This is a genomic window from Tatumella citrea, from assembly GCF_002163585.1.
Taxonomy (GTDB): Bacteria; Pseudomonadota; Gammaproteobacteria; order Enterobacterales; family Enterobacteriaceae; genus Tatumella; species Tatumella citrea.
Window position 1 is genome coordinate 1,153,204 of record NZ_CP015579.1, and the last position, 14,136, is coordinate 1,167,339.

The 14,136-nt window shown below is 50.1% G+C and carries 12 protein-coding genes; 8 read left to right on the plus strand and 4 right to left on the minus strand.

Annotated features, from left to right (window positions below; genetic code table 11):
* Nucleotides 1–90: 90 nt before the first annotated feature.
* Complete coding sequence (locus A7K98_RS05515) at nt 91–3,237, minus strand: efflux RND transporter permease subunit (protein WP_087487661.1); 3,147 nt, start codon at nt 3,235–3,237, stop codon at nt 91–93.
* Nucleotides 3,238–3,277: 40 nt separating this feature from the next.
* Nucleotides 3,278–4,456 (minus strand): efflux RND transporter periplasmic adaptor subunit, encoded by a 1,179-nt coding sequence (locus A7K98_RS05520; RefSeq protein ID WP_087487662.1) that lies wholly within the window; start codon nt 4,454–4,456, stop codon nt 3,278–3,280.
* Between the two features lie 174 nt (nt 4,457–4,630).
* Between A7K98_RS05520 and acrR the strand changes: the two genes are divergently transcribed.
* Nucleotides 4,631–5,263, plus strand: a complete 633-nt coding sequence (gene acrR, locus A7K98_RS05525) for a multidrug efflux transporter transcriptional repressor AcrR (protein ID WP_087490377.1) — start codon at nt 4,631–4,633, stop codon at nt 5,261–5,263.
* A gap of 19 nt (nt 5,264–5,282) precedes the next feature.
* Here the strand turns inward: acrR and rsmS are convergent, their stop codons facing one another.
* Entirely contained in the window at nt 5,283–5,453 is a 171-nt protein-coding gene (gene rsmS / locus A7K98_RS05530; protein WP_087490378.1) for a pleiotropic regulatory protein RsmS, read from the minus strand.
* 175 nt (nt 5,454–5,628) lie between these two features.
* Nucleotides 5,629–6,159 (minus strand): primosomal replication protein PriC, encoded by a 531-nt coding sequence (gene priC, locus A7K98_RS05535; RefSeq protein ID WP_157665869.1) that lies wholly within the window; start codon nt 6,157–6,159, stop codon nt 5,629–5,631.
* 325 nt (nt 6,160–6,484) lie between these two features.
* Between priC and apt the strand changes: the two genes are divergently transcribed.
* The 7 genes from apt to hemH all read left to right on the plus strand — a co-directional run bounded on the left by apt (nt 6,485) and on the right by hemH (nt 14,131).
* Nucleotides 6,485–7,036 carry an adenine phosphoribosyltransferase gene (gene apt, locus A7K98_RS05540; protein WP_087487664.1) on the plus strand — a complete coding sequence of 184 codons (552 nt, stop codon included), beginning with the start codon at nt 6,485–6,487 and terminating at the stop codon, nt 7,034–7,036.
* Between the two features lie 187 nt (nt 7,037–7,223).
* A complete protein-coding gene (gene dnaX / locus A7K98_RS05545) occupies nt 7,224–9,164 on the plus strand; it encodes a DNA polymerase III subunit gamma/tau (protein ID WP_087487665.1) in 1,941 nt (646 codons plus the stop codon).
* Between the two features lie 54 nt (nt 9,165–9,218).
* On the plus strand, nt 9,219–9,548 hold the full coding sequence (locus tag A7K98_RS05550) for a YbaB/EbfC family nucleoid-associated protein (protein ID WP_038018760.1): 330 nt from the start codon (nt 9,219–9,221) through the stop codon (nt 9,546–9,548).
* Nucleotides 9,548–10,153: a recombination mediator RecR gene (gene recR / locus A7K98_RS05555; RefSeq protein ID WP_087487666.1), complete on the plus strand. Its 606-nt coding sequence runs from the start codon at nt 9,548–9,550 to the stop codon at nt 10,151–10,153. Before A7K98_RS05550 ends, recR begins: the two co-directional genes overlap by 1 nt.
* A gap of 105 nt (nt 10,154–10,258) precedes the next feature.
* The gene (gene htpG / locus A7K98_RS05560; protein WP_198361144.1) at nt 10,259–12,127 is read left to right on the plus strand and encodes a molecular chaperone HtpG; all 1,869 of its coding nucleotides are present in this window, start codon (nt 10,259–10,261) and stop codon (nt 12,125–12,127) included.
* A gap of 277 nt (nt 12,128–12,404) precedes the next feature.
* Entirely contained in the window at nt 12,405–13,049 is a 645-nt protein-coding gene (gene adk / locus A7K98_RS05565; protein WP_087487668.1) for an adenylate kinase, read from the plus strand.
* 122 nt (nt 13,050–13,171) lie between these two features.
* The gene (gene hemH, locus A7K98_RS05570) at nt 13,172–14,131 is read left to right on the plus strand and encodes a ferrochelatase (RefSeq protein ID WP_087487669.1); all 960 of its coding nucleotides are present in this window, start codon (nt 13,172–13,174) and stop codon (nt 14,129–14,131) included.
* The last annotated feature ends 5 nt before the right edge of the window (nt 14,132–14,136 follow it).

Sequence of the window (14,136 nt, forward strand, 5' to 3'; positions counted from 1 at the left end):
TTTAGTGACTGGAGTGAAGTGGTTGAATTCAGGATAAAAAAAGAGGCTGCCGGGGCAGCCTCTTTGTCAGTTAATTTATACTATGGCAGACTATTTGTGTTCAATATGAGTGGTGTTCTCATCCACAGCTTTAGTCTTGCCGAACCGACGACGTACTACGACGAAGAATACCGGAACAAGGAATATTGCCAGACAGGTTGCTGTCACCATACCACCGATAACACCAGTACCTACGGCATTTTGTGAGCCGGAACCTGCACCGGTACTGATAGCCAATGGCAGTACCCCAAGGATAAAGGCCAGCGAGGTCATCAGAATCGGCCGCAGACGCATACGAACTGCTTCCAGCGTAGATTCGACCAGGCCTTTGCCTTCCTTGTCCATCAGGTCTTTGGCAAACTCGACAATCAGTATGGCGTTTTTCGCGGAAAGCCCGATAGTAGTTAACAGGCCAACCACAAAGTAAACGTCATTACTCAGTCCGCGCAGGGTAGTAAACAGCAGGGCACCAATAATACCCAACGGAACCACCAGCATAACTGAGAACGGAATTGACCAGCTCTCATACAGCGCTGCCAGACACAGGAACACGACAATCAGTGAAATGGCGTACAGCGCAGGTGCCTGGTTTCCTGACATTCGTTCCTGATAAGACATTCCTGTCCATTCATAACCAACTCCGGCCGGAAGTTTAGACGCCAGTTGTTCCATTAACGCCATTGCTTCACCGGAACTTTTACCAGGAGCGGGTTGCCCCAGAATCTCCATTGACGGTAAGCCGTTATAACGTTCCAGACGCGGAGAACCATACTGCCATTTCGCCGACGAGAATGCCGAGAATGGAACCATCGTTCCGCTACTGTTACGGACATACCACTTATCGATGTCGCTAGGCAGCATACGATCGACGGCTTTACCCATCACGTAAACTTTCTTCACACGGCCACGGTCGATGAAGTCATTGACGTAACTACCACCCCAACTGGCACCAATGGTGGTATTGATATCCGAAATGGACACGCCCAGTGCGTTAGCCTTCTCCTGATCGATGATCAGTTTGTACTGAGGGGTATCTTCCATGCCGTTAGGACGAACTCCGACCAGTACATCAGGATGCTGTGCTGCCATACCTAACAACTGATTACGGGCTTCCAGTAACTTCTCATGGCCCAGGTTACCTTGGTCAATCAGTTCAAAGTCGAAACCTGTAGCATTACCTAACTCGATAATTGCCGGAAGGTTGAACGGAATAACAAAGGCATCTTTAATCTGGCTTAATGCAGCCATAGCCCGTCCGGCAATCGCCGGAACTTTGTTATTACTTCCGGAACGTTCATCCCACGGTTTCAGACTGACAAAGGCAATACCGGTGTTCTGCCCGCGACCCGAGAAACCAAAGCCGTTTACTGTAAACACAGACTGAACGTTATCTTTCTCTTTGGTCAGGAAGTAGTTGGTGATTTGATCCATAACCTTCTGGGTACGCTGTTGGGTCGCTCCGGCAGGTAATTGTGCCTGTGCGAGTAACAGTCCCTGGTCTTCATCCGGCAAGAATGAGGTTGGCAGTTTAGCAAACAGCCACACCATTCCGACTACGATGACAAGGTAAATCACCAGATACCGCCCGGTACGACGGATAATGTGACTGACACTGTTTACGTAGTGGTTTGTGCTCTTGTCGAAAATCCGGTTAAACCAGCCAAAGAAACCTTTCTCTTTTCCGTGATCACCTGGTTTGATCGGTTTCAGAATGGTTGAACACAGAGCCGGAGTCAGAATCAATGCCACCAGAACCGACAGCGCCATCGCCGAAACGATAGTAATAGAGAACTGACGATAAATTACCCCGGTAGACCCGCCAAAGAAGGCCATAGGAATAAATACCGCAGACAATACCAGGGCGATCCCGACCAGTGCCCCCTGAATCTGCTCCATTGAACGTTTAGTGGCTTCTTTTGGCGGGAGATTTTCTTCAACCATGACACGTTCAACGTTCTCTACCACCACGATGGCATCATCGACCAGTAGACCGATAGCCAGTATCAGCCCGAACATCGTCAGGGTGTTTATCGAATAACCAAAAGCGTTCAGGATGGCAAAGGTTCCCAGCAACACTACCGGCACCGCAATGGTCGGAATCAGTGTGGCACGGAAATTCTGCAGGAACAGATACATCACCAGGAACACCAGCACAATCGCTTCGAACAGTGTTTTAACCACTTCGAAAATAGAAATCTTCACGAATGGCGTGGTGTCATACGGGTAAACAACTCTCAACCCGTGCGGGAAGAAAGGCTGCAGTTTAGCCAGCTCCGCTTTTACTGCTGCAGCGGTATCCAGGGCATTTGCCCCGGTAGCCAGCTTGATCCCCAGACCCGCGGCAGGTTTTCCGTTATAACGAGCAATAACTTCATAGTTTTCGCCGCCCAGCGCCACATCAGCAACATCACCCAGAGTCACCTGAGAACCGTCAGGGTTCACTTTTAGCAGGATTTTCTTAAACTCATCCGGAGAAGTCAGACGCGTCTGAGCAATGATAGATGCATTCAACTGCTGGCCTGGTGCCGGAGGTGAACCCCCTAACTGACCGGCAGCCACCTGGGCGTTCTGGGCAGTAATGGCAGAAATAACATCGACCGGGGTGAGCTGGTAATTATTCAGTTTTGCCGGGTCCATCCAGATACGCATAGCGTACTGGGCACCGAACAGCTGAGTATCACCTACCCCCAGGGTACGACTGATAGGATCTTTGATATTCGAAGCCACATAGTCAGCAATATCATTCTGGTCCATGCTGCCATCATCACTGACAAAACCCGCCACCATCAGGAAGCTGCTGGAGGATTTTTTAACACTGATCCCCTGTTGCTGTACTTCCTGAGGCAGTAATGGTGTTGCCAGTTGTAGTTTGTTTTGCACCTGAACCTGCGCGATATCAGCGTTGGTTCCGGCCGCAAAGGTCAGTGTTAACTGCAGTGTCCCTGAAGAGTCACTGCTGGAAGACATATACAGTAAACCATCAATCCCGTTCATATTTTGTTCTATGACCTGGGTGACGGAATCCTGAAGCGTTTTTGCATCAGCGCCCGGATAGGTTGCCTGAATCTGCACCGCCGGAGGAGCAACCGCAGGGTATTGCTCAATCGGGAGGTTCAGAATCGACAATGCTCCCGCCAGCATCACAATGATGGCGAGTACCCATGCAAAAATCGGGCGATCGATAAAGAACTTAGCCATGTATCAGTGGCTCCTGTAATAACAAAGGTTTTTCTGATAGTTACTGTGCATTGCTGTTTGCCTGGCTGTCTGCATCAGGTTTTACTTCTTCAGGAGTAACCTGGGCGCCTGGTTTAGCGCGTTGCAGACCAACAGTAATCACTTTATCTCCGGCACTCAGCCCTTTAGTGACCAGCCATTTATCACCGATAGCCTGATCAGCTGTGACAATGCGCACTTCAACTTTATTATCTGCACCAACAACCATGGCTGTTGCCTGGCCGGTAGGGGTACGGGTAATGGCTTGTTGAGGCACCAGCAAGGCATTAGGGTTTGTTCCCTCATCCAGTCGGGCACGCACGAACATACCTGGCAGCAATGTATGGTCAGGGTTAGGGACAATTGCCCGCAGAGTGATAGAACCGGTGGTTTCATCTACGGTAACGTCAGAGAACTCCAGGGTACCGGTCTGGCTGAATGTTGCACCGTTATCCAGTACAACAGACACCTGAGCTTTGCCGTTCACCTGTTGTAATTTTCCAGAAGCCATCTCAGATTTCAGCCGCAGAAATTCATCGCTTGACTGGGTCACATCGACATACAGCGGATCTAACTGTTGAACGGTTGCCAGAGCAGTGGTCTGCGCACTTTGCACCAGTGCACCTTCGGTCACGGATGACTTACCGATACGCCCGGAAATAGGTGAACTGACTTTGGTGTAAGCCAGGTTAATTCTGGCGGTTTCTACACTGGCTTTTGCTGACTGAACAGCCGCATTATCCTGCGCTGCGGTAGCCACAGCGGTGTCATAATCCTGCTGACTGATATATTTGGTACCCATCAACGGTTTATAACGACGTACGGTTAACTCAGCGATACGTGCATTGGCTTGTGCCTTGGCTAAATCGCCCAAAGCACTGTCATAAGCGGCCTGATAGGTTGCAGGGTCAATCTGATACAATGACTCACCTGCTTTAATATCACTCCCTTCGACAAAGTTTCTTCTAAGAATAATTCCGGAAACCTGCGGTCGGACTTCTGCCACCCGAAAAGCTGAAGTACGGCCAGGTAACTCTGTGATGATTTTTAGCGGAGCGGTTTGTAACGTCACCACACCAACCTGTGGAGCCTGCTGCTGTCCGGATGCCTGTGTTTTATTATTATCACACCCGGTAAGAGCTACGCTCCCGGATAACATCAGGATGGCCGCCAGAGGTGACAATCCTCTGTTTTTTTTCATAAATAAACCTCTAATATCCGGAATTTAACGAGCTACTGTGCCCAAAGATAACGACCTGTAGCTGTGCAAAAATACAAACCATGCTATCGTACATATATACATGAATGTATGTAAATCGGTATATGCCTGATGGCGGGGCATATACACCTCGACCCTTATAAAGACAGACTTTCTATGGCACGAAAAACTAAAGAGCAGGCACTGGAGACGCGAAATCAGATTATTGAAGCCGCGATCCACTGCTTTTCCACCAACGGAGTTTCTTCCACTTCGTTGTCAGATATTGCAACCCGGGCTGGCGTTACACGTGGAGCGATTTACTGGCACTTCAAAAATAAAATCGACATTCTTAATGAGATCTGGCTGCAATGCGATGCGCATCTGGATGAACTGGAACAGGAATATCAGATTCAGTATCCGGATGACCCGCTGGCTCAGATGAAAGCACTGCTCGTTACATTGTTGCAATCGACTGTGACAGACCGCTCACGTCGTGCACTGATGGAAATTATATTCCATAAATGTGAGTTTGTCGGAGAAATGGAAACATTTCAAAAAATTCAGCAAAGCCTCTTGCTGGAATGCTATCCAAAAATTGAAGCTTCTTTACATAATTGCATATGCCAAGGGCAGCTTCCCCCTAATCTCAACACCCGCCAGGCTGCCATATTAATGCGCAGTTATATCAGCGGTTTGATGGAAAACTGGTTGTTTACTCCGGCAAGCTTCAACTTAGAAAAGGAAGCACCCGATTTAGTTGAAGCTTTTATTGATATGCTTCGCCTGAGTCCGGCACTGCAAAAATAACCCACAGACACCAGCAATATCAGGTACCTGGTGTCATTCCTTTTTCTTCTATATCTCGCTTGGCAATGTAATCCTGTCGGACAATTTCCAGCGCTTTTAGTACCAGCCGGGCTGGTATCTGGTTCTCTTCTAAAAGCATAATTAAATCAACAGCAAGTTTAACCTCTTCAGGTGCAGATTCCAGCGACATAAAGTTAACCTGTTCTGTAAAAAAGTGATTTACCTGTATGTGCGGTAATTCCGGGTGATCCGGTTGTCGCATTAACGGCTAAGCCGCTACCGAAAGGGCAGGTTGTCACCTTTTGGGCACGATGTCAGCCAGAAATGGGTTAAGCGGGTCACTGACTGACCTGGAAGAAGCGCGACTAATTCTCTTGCGGTGTTCGCACAGAGGTCTGCCAGTAACTTTCCTGCAAAGCGGCCCGGCAGCGCGCCAGTCTTTGCTCCAGCAGATCCAGTTTGTTGGCGATCAGTTGCTGTTGCTGTAAAGTCTCTGCGTTATTTAATTGTTGCTCGTGCTGAGAAATCATCTCGCACAATCTGGATTCATAACCCCGTTGCTCCTGATACTTGTTTAGCCAGTAGTCTGCCACCGTAGGTAACACGGCACGTCTGCTGTCTAAAGTATTCAGTTCCCGTTGCATGGCCTGGCATTGATCAAGTAACCGTTGTGACAGCCATTGAAATTCAGGTGATTCAGCAGAGCTAATCCCTGACAGCTTTTCCAGGCTGGCATTCACTTGTTGAAGATAATCCTGAAGCCGGTTGCCATTATCCATAAATAACTGTGGGTCAAAGCGTTTTTCCCGGCATACGGGGTTGCCAGCCTGTTCCGTTTGCCGGCGCAAATGGTCTGTTAATGCCGTAAACTGGCGAATGACTTTTTGTTTATTCATATTTACTCGCCTGTCACGAAGAACTCTGTACCCGTCGGGTGTAACTGGTGGAATAAAAGCCATCTCCTCTGCCAGACTGGCACTCTGTAAACAGACTGATTGCACACAGAGAGAGGACTGATTTATTGTAAGAACATTGATCCTGGATTGTGCAACAGTATAAATAAGCACAAGCCACGGCTCTGAGGTTGCAATTGTTTTGCAGTTTGCTTAGATTTGTCCGTTTTCGTGCGCGGTCCCTCTGATAATGACTTTGCCGTCCACGGTGATGTCACCGTGAGAGGCAGGGGCTGCGTGTTACTGAGACTTCACCAGGCGTACCATTATGAGCGTAACTGAGCAACAGCTTGAATCCATTAAAAATAGCATTAAAAGTGTTCCGGACTATCCAAAACCCGGGATCCTTTTCCGTGATGTTACCGGACTGCTGGAAGATGTAAAAGCGTATTCAGCGACCATTGAAGTGCTGGTTGAACGTTATCGTGGCAAGGGCATTACCAAAGTTGTCGGGACCGAAGCTCGCGGGTTTTTATTTGGCGCACCGGTGGCGCTGGGGCTGGGTGTGGGTTTTGTTCCTGTGCGTAAACCAGGCAAGCTGCCGCGTGAAACTTACCGTGAAGAATTTTCTCTTGAGTACGGTACCGATGTGCTGGAAATGCATACCGATGCGGTAAAACCTGGCGATGTAGTGCTGGTGGTGGATGACCTGTTGGCCACTGGTGGTACCATTGAAGCGACGGTTAAACTGATTCGTCGCGCCGGTGCCGAAGTGCATGATGCTGCCTTTGTGATCAACCTTTTTGATCTGGAAGGTGAGTCCCGTCTGCGGGCGTTAGGTATTGACTGTTTCAGTGTGGTTAACTTCCCGGGCCACTGATAAGCGCAACTGATCACAGCCTGGTCCTGACCTAAATTTATAGGCAATGGGCCAGGTGGCTGATACACTAGACAGTGCACAGACAAGCAGAGTCAATCTCTGTCTGCTGCCGCTATCGATTCGAGATGCAGTGTCACCTCACGGGGCGCTGCATGATGTGTTAACCCTATCCAGTGACTAAAATTCCATGAGTTATCAGGTTCTTGCGCGAAAGTGGCGGCCTCAGATTTTTGCTGATGTTGTCGGCCAACAGCATGTTTTGACCGCGCTGGCCAATGGTTTGTCATTGGGCAGACTCCATCACGCCTATCTTTTCTCCGGCACTCGTGGTGTCGGTAAAACTACCATTGCCCGCTTGCTGGCAAAAGGCCTGAACTGTGAACAGGGGATCACTGCTACCCCTTGCGGGCAGTGTGAAAATTGCCGGGAAATTGAGCAGGGCCGGTTTGTCGATCTGATTGAAATCGATGCGGCATCCCGTACCAAAGTCGAAGATACCCGCGACCTGCTGGATAACGTGCAATACGCTCCGGCCCGTGGTCGTTTTAAAGTGTATCTGATCGATGAAGTTCACATGTTATCGCGCCATAGTTTCAACGCATTACTGAAAACACTGGAAGAACCGCCGGAACATGTGAAATTTTTGCTGGCGACGACTGACCCGCAAAAATTACCAGTGACCATTCTTTCCCGTTGCCTGCAGTTTCATCTGAAGGCGCTGGATGTAGAACAGATTAGCCAGCAGTTAACACGGATACTTAACAGCGAAAATATCAGTGCCGAACCCCGGGCCTTGCAGCTACTGGCTCGTGCGGCAGACGGCAGCCTGCGCGACGGTTTAAGCCTGACTGATCAGGCGATTGCCATGGGGCAAGGGGCCGTGACCACCGAAACGGTAGCCGGAATGTTGGGGACTCTTGACAGCAGTCAGCCCCTGGCATTGATTGAGGCACTGTCCGCCGGTCAGGGGGAGTCCGTGATGACTCTGTTACAGCAAGCCGCTGCCCGGGGAGTGGAATGGGAAGCCCTGCTGGTGGAGATGTTGCGCCTGTTGCATTGCGTAGCCATGCTGCAGTTATTGCCTGGTTCACTGAATGAAGAGTTTATTACCAGTGAGCAGCAACTACGGGAACTGGCAAGAAAACTGCCTCCTGAAGAAGTTCAGCTCTACTACCAGACACTGCTGATGGGCAGAAAAGAGCTCTCGCTGGCGCCTGATCCTCGCATGGGAGTTGAGATGACCCTGCTGCGGGCTCTGGCGTTTCATCCGCTGGCCGTTATTGAAACAGCTCCGTCGGTAGTGCCTGCCGGAGTCCCGGCGGCGATGGTTCAGCCAGTAGCAGTTGCGCCAGCACCGGCACCTGCGGCAATCAGTCCGGCGCCATCGGAGGCCCCGTCGGAACCTCCTCCGTCCATCACGGGTACTACCAGCCAGTTATTACAGGCACGAACAGAACTGCTACGCCGGGGAGCCAGCGGCACAAAAAAGACTGAGCCGGCGGTGCAAACCGCGCAGCCGGCGCAGAATGCTTTGCAGCGACTTGCAGCAGTGACTGAGCGGGGGAGTAAAGCCCGCTCCGCACAAAGTGATGCGAACGGCCAGCCTGAAAAAAAGGAACGTTATCGCTGGAAAACACAGCTACCGGAAGCGGAAGTTGTGCAGCCGGTGACAACACCTAAGGCGTTACGTACTGCGCTGGAGCATGAAAAAACACCGGAACTGGCGGCCAGACTGGCCGAAGAAGCTCAGCAACGTGATCCCTGGGCTGCGGAAATTGCGCAGCTGAATTTGCCAAAACTGGTGCAGCAACTGGCGCTAAATGCCTGGAAGCAGCAACAGGGGAGCAGTGTTTGTCTGCACCTTCGTCCGGCGCAGGGACACCTGAATTCGCCTTCGGCGCGTAAAGTGTTGGCGGAAGTTTTGTCGGCGCAAGCAGGCGAAACAGTTGAACTGACCATCGAGGCAGATGATAATCCCGCTGTACTGACACCACTCGAATGGCGTCAGGCTATTTATGAAGAAAAGCTGAGCCAGGCGCGTCAGTCTATGGTTAATGATCCTTATATCCGGACATTGCAGAAATTATTTGATGCGGATCTGGATGAAGAAAGCATCCGACCCGTGTAATCATGCTGCAGGTCATCATCAGGATGACTGTGGCCTAAGCAGAGAGAGAGTATTATGTTTGGTAAAGGTGGTCTGGGTAACTTAATGAAGCAAGCCCAGCAAATGCAGGACAAAATGGCTCAGGTTCAGGAAGAGATCGCTGCGCTGGAAGTAACTGGTGAATCCGGTGCCGGTCTGGTTAAAGTTACCATCAATGGTGCTCATAACTGCCGTCGCGTTGAAATCGACCCAAGCCTGCTGGAAGACGACAAAGAGATGCTGGAAGATCTGGTTGCTGCCGCATTTAACGATGCCGCACGTCGCATTGAAGAGACTCAGAAAGAGAAAATGGCTTCAGTTTCTGCAGGTATGCAGTTACCTCCTGGCTTTAAGATGCCATTCTGATGCAGACAAGCCCGCTGCTGGAATCTCTGATGGAATCGCTGCGTTGTCTGCCCGGTGTCGGGCCTAAGTCAGCGCAGCGCATGGCCTTTCATTTGCTGCAACGGGATCGTAGTGGCGGGATGCGTCTGGCACAGGCGCTGACCCGCGCGATGTCGGAAATTGGTCACTGCTCTCATTGTCGGACCTTTACAGAACAGGAAATGTGTACCATCTGTGCGAATCCAAGACGCCAGCAGAATGGTATTATTTGCGTTGTAGAGAGTCCTGCAGATATTCACGCAGTTGAGCAGACCGGGCAGTTTTCAGGCCGCTACTTTGTACTGATGGGGCATCTGTCGCCATTAGACGGTATCGGGCCGGGCGACATTGGCCTGGATATTCTGGAACAGCGACTACAAACCGAAACCATCACTGAAGTGATTCTGGCAACTAATCCGACTATCGAAGGTGAAGCGACCGCGAATTATATCGCTGATCTTTGCCGCCAGTACTCCGTGGAGGCCAGCCGCATCGCACATGGTGTTCCTGTGGGCGGAGAACTGGAAATGGTGGATGGTACAACACTGTCGCATTCGCTCGCCGGGCGTCAAAAGTTTAAATATTAATCGCTTGCTGATGTTCCTGTGGAACATCAGCTTGAAATCTCCGGTTTCATCCCCATCTTATATCCCGACATTCGTTAATCCTGATTTTTTGAGGTATCAATGACAATGAAAGGACAAGAGACTCGTGGTTTCCAGTCAGAAGTAAAGCAACTTCTGCAACTGATGATCCATTCGCTCTACTCAAATAAAGAGATCTTTTTGCGTGAGCTTATCTCTAACGCATCTGATGCAGCAGATAAACTCCGTTTTCGTGCCCTGTCAAACGCTTCGCTGTATGAAGGTGACGGTGAATTACGTGTTCGCTTATCCGTCGATAAAGACCAGCGCACGCTGACTCTGAGTGACAACGGTATCGGTATGAGCCGTGAGGAAGTTATTGACAACCTGGGCACAATCGCCAAATCAGGAACCAAAGCTTTCCTTGAATCAATGGGATCGGATCAGGTAAAAGACAGCCAACTGATTGGTCAGTTTGGTGTTGGTTTTTATTCGGCCTTTATCGTTGCTGATAAAGTGACGGTCCGTACGCGTGCTGCGGGTGCGCCTGCCGATCAGGGCGTATTCTGGGAATCTGCCGGTGAAGGCGAATATACGCTGGCAGATATCGAAAAAGCCGATCGCGGAACAGAAATTACATTACACCTGCGTGAAGGTGAAGATGAGTTTCTCGACAGCTGGCGGGTGCGTAATATAGTCAGTAAGTACTCAGACCATATTGCACTTCCGGTTGAGATCGAAACTAAAGACGAAGAAAACGAGACCACGACCTGGGAAAAAGTAAATAAGGCTCAGGCACTGTGGACCCGTAATAAGTCAGAAATTACTGACGAAGAGTACAACGATTTTTATAAACATATTGCCCATGACTTTACAGATCCACTGATCTGGAGTCACAACCGGGTCGAGGGAAAACAGGAATATACCAGCCTGCTGTATATCCCGGCTCAGGCTCCCTGGGATATGTGGAACCGCGATCATAAACATGGTCTGAAGCTGTATGTACAGCGCGTATTTATTATGGACGACGCAGAACAGTTTATGCCGAATTATCTGCGATTCGTTCGTGGTCTGATAGATTCCAATGATCTGCCGCTGAATGTCTCCCGTGAAATTCTGCAGGACAGCCGTGTGACCCAGAGCCTGCGTAGCGCGTTAACTAAGCGTACTCTGCAAATGCTGGAAAAACTGGCAAAAGATGATGAAGCTAAATATCTGCAATTCTGGAAGGCCTTTGGTCTGGCACTGAAAGAGGGGCCAGCAGAAGATCCGACTAACCTGCCAGCCATTGCGAAGCTGCTGCGTTTTGCTTCGACTCATTCTGAAAGTTCAGAGCAGACGGTGACCCTGGAACAGTACATCAGCCGGATGTCTGAGGGTCAGGAAAAGATCTATTACATCACTGCTGACAGCTACGCAGCAGCGAAAAACAGTCCACACCTGGAACTGTTCCGTAAGAAAGGGATTGAAGTCCTACTGCTGTCTGAGCGCATCGATGAATGGATGATGAGCTATCTGACCGAGTTTGATGGCAAGATCTTCCAGTCAGTGAGTAAAGCTGATGATACGCTGGATAAGCTGGCCGACGAAGAAACCGAAGAGCAGAAAGAGAGCGAAAAAGCCCTTGAGCCATTTGTTGAGCGCGTGAAAACTCTGCTCGGTGACCGGGTGAAAGATGTGCGTCTGACGCATCGTCTGACCGATACCCCGGCCATTGTGGTGACCGACGCCGATGAAATGAGTACTCAGATGGCGAAACTGTTTGCTGCTGCGGGCCAGGAAGCGCCGGAAGTTAAATATATCTTCGAAATTAATCCGGATCATCCACTGGTGAAACAGGCGGCAGGAACGACAGACGATAGTCGTTTTGCTGACTGGACTGAGTTACTGCTGGATCAGGCTCTGTTTGCTGAGCGGGGAACGCTGGAAGATCCGAACCAGTTTATCCGCCGTATGAATCAGTTACTGCTGGGTTAATCTTTTTTCTCTCAGCGTAAAATGCCCCGGTTTACCGGGGCATTATTTTTGGTAAGGTTGTCCGGGCTAAAGTTCTCATCTTTCGCACGATCGGTGATGATTTCGCGGTTATTTTGCTGTCTGAGGCAGGTGTTACCGATAACAAGCTGTCTTTCTGTACATATCCCCCATTTACCCGACTCCGGGCCGCTCCTTTCCTTGTGGATAGCGGGACATAATGTTATGTTTTTGCCCTTCTGAAAGTTTATTAAACGCGATTCGCAAGAGGTATTACGCAATGCGTATTATTTTGCTCGGTGCTCCGGGTGCAGGTAAAGGAACTCAGGCTCAGTTCATCATGGAGAAATACGGTATTCCGCAGATCTCTACCGGTGATATGTTACGTGCGGCAGTAAAAGCTGGCACAGAGCTGGGTATGCAGGCCAAAGCCATTATGGATGCGGGTAAACTGGTCACAGATGAGCTGGTCATTGCCCTGGTTAAAGAGCGCATTGCGCAGGACGACTGCAAAGCTGGTTTTCTGCTGGATGGTTTCCCGCGGACTATTCCTCAGGCTGATGCCATGAAAGACGCCGGAATTACTGTCGATTACGTCCTGGAATTTGCAGTTCCGGATGAAATTATTGTTGACCGTATCATTGGCCGCCGTGTGCATGCACCTTCAGGCCGTGTTTATCATGTCACCTATAACCCGCCGAAGCAGGAAGGGCTGGATGATGTGACCGGTGAAGAACTGACCATCCGTAAAGATGACCAGGAAGAAACGGTTCGTAAACGTCTGGTGGAATATCATCAGATGACAGCTCCTCTGATCGCTTATTACAGCAAAGAAGCCGCTGAAGGTCATACCCGTTACCAGAAAATCGACGGTACCCGCCCTGTGGCGGATGTCAGCAGTGAGCTGGCAACTATCCTGGGTTAATCCCTGTGCGGACCGGATTTTACCGGTTCGCGCTGTCACCAATAGCAGTAATTGCTTTTCCCTTCGTCAGGATACGCTACAATAAGCCTTTCTTTGTACAAGCTTATTATCAGGAAATTACTATGAGGCAAGATAAGCCAGGTGTCCTGCTGGTGAATTTAGGCACGCCTGATGCGCCAACCTCTTCTGCAGTCAAACGCTATCTGAAGCAATTTCTTAGTGATAAACGGGTGGTGGATGTTCCGCGTCTGATCTGGTGGCCGGTACTTAACGGCGCTATTTTGCCATTGCGCTCTCCGCGGGTCGCCAAACTCTATGCCTCGGTATGGATGGAAGAAGGGTCACCGTTGCTGGTGTTCAGTAAACGTCAACGGGATGCGCTGGCTGCGAAGACCGATATGCCGGTTGCACTGGGGATGAGCTATGGCAATCCGTCGCTGGACAGTGCCGTGAACCAGCTTCTGGAGCAGGGAGTGACCCGGCTGATTGTCCTGCCTCTCTATCCGCAATTTTCCTCTACCACTGTATCGGCGGTCTGGGATGCACTGCATCAGATCTTTCTGCCAGTCCGGACACTGCCGGATATCCAGTTTATTCGTGATTACGCCACTCATCCTGGTTATATCGCTGCCCTGAAAGCATCGGCCGAACGCGCCTTTGCCGAACATGGTAAGCCGGATGTCTTATTGTTGTCGTTTCATGGTATTCCGCAGCGATTCGCCAATGAAGGGGATGACTATCCACAGCGTTGTGCCGAAACCACCACGTTGCTGCGTGAAGCACTGGGAATGTCAGAGCAACAGCTTATCATGACCTACCAGTCACGATTTGGCCGGGAACCCTGGTTGTCGCCATATACCGATGAAACGGTTAAATCGCTGCCAGCTAAAGGTATTCGTCATATTCAGGTGATGAGCCCCGGTTTTTCTGCCGATTGTCTGGAAACCCTGGAAGAGATTAATGGTCAGAACCGGGAATTCTTTATGCACGCTGGCGGAGAGAAGTTTGAGTATATCCCGGCACTGAATGACGATGAACTGCATATCGAAATGATGCTGCAGCTGGTCAACCAGTACCGATGAGATAA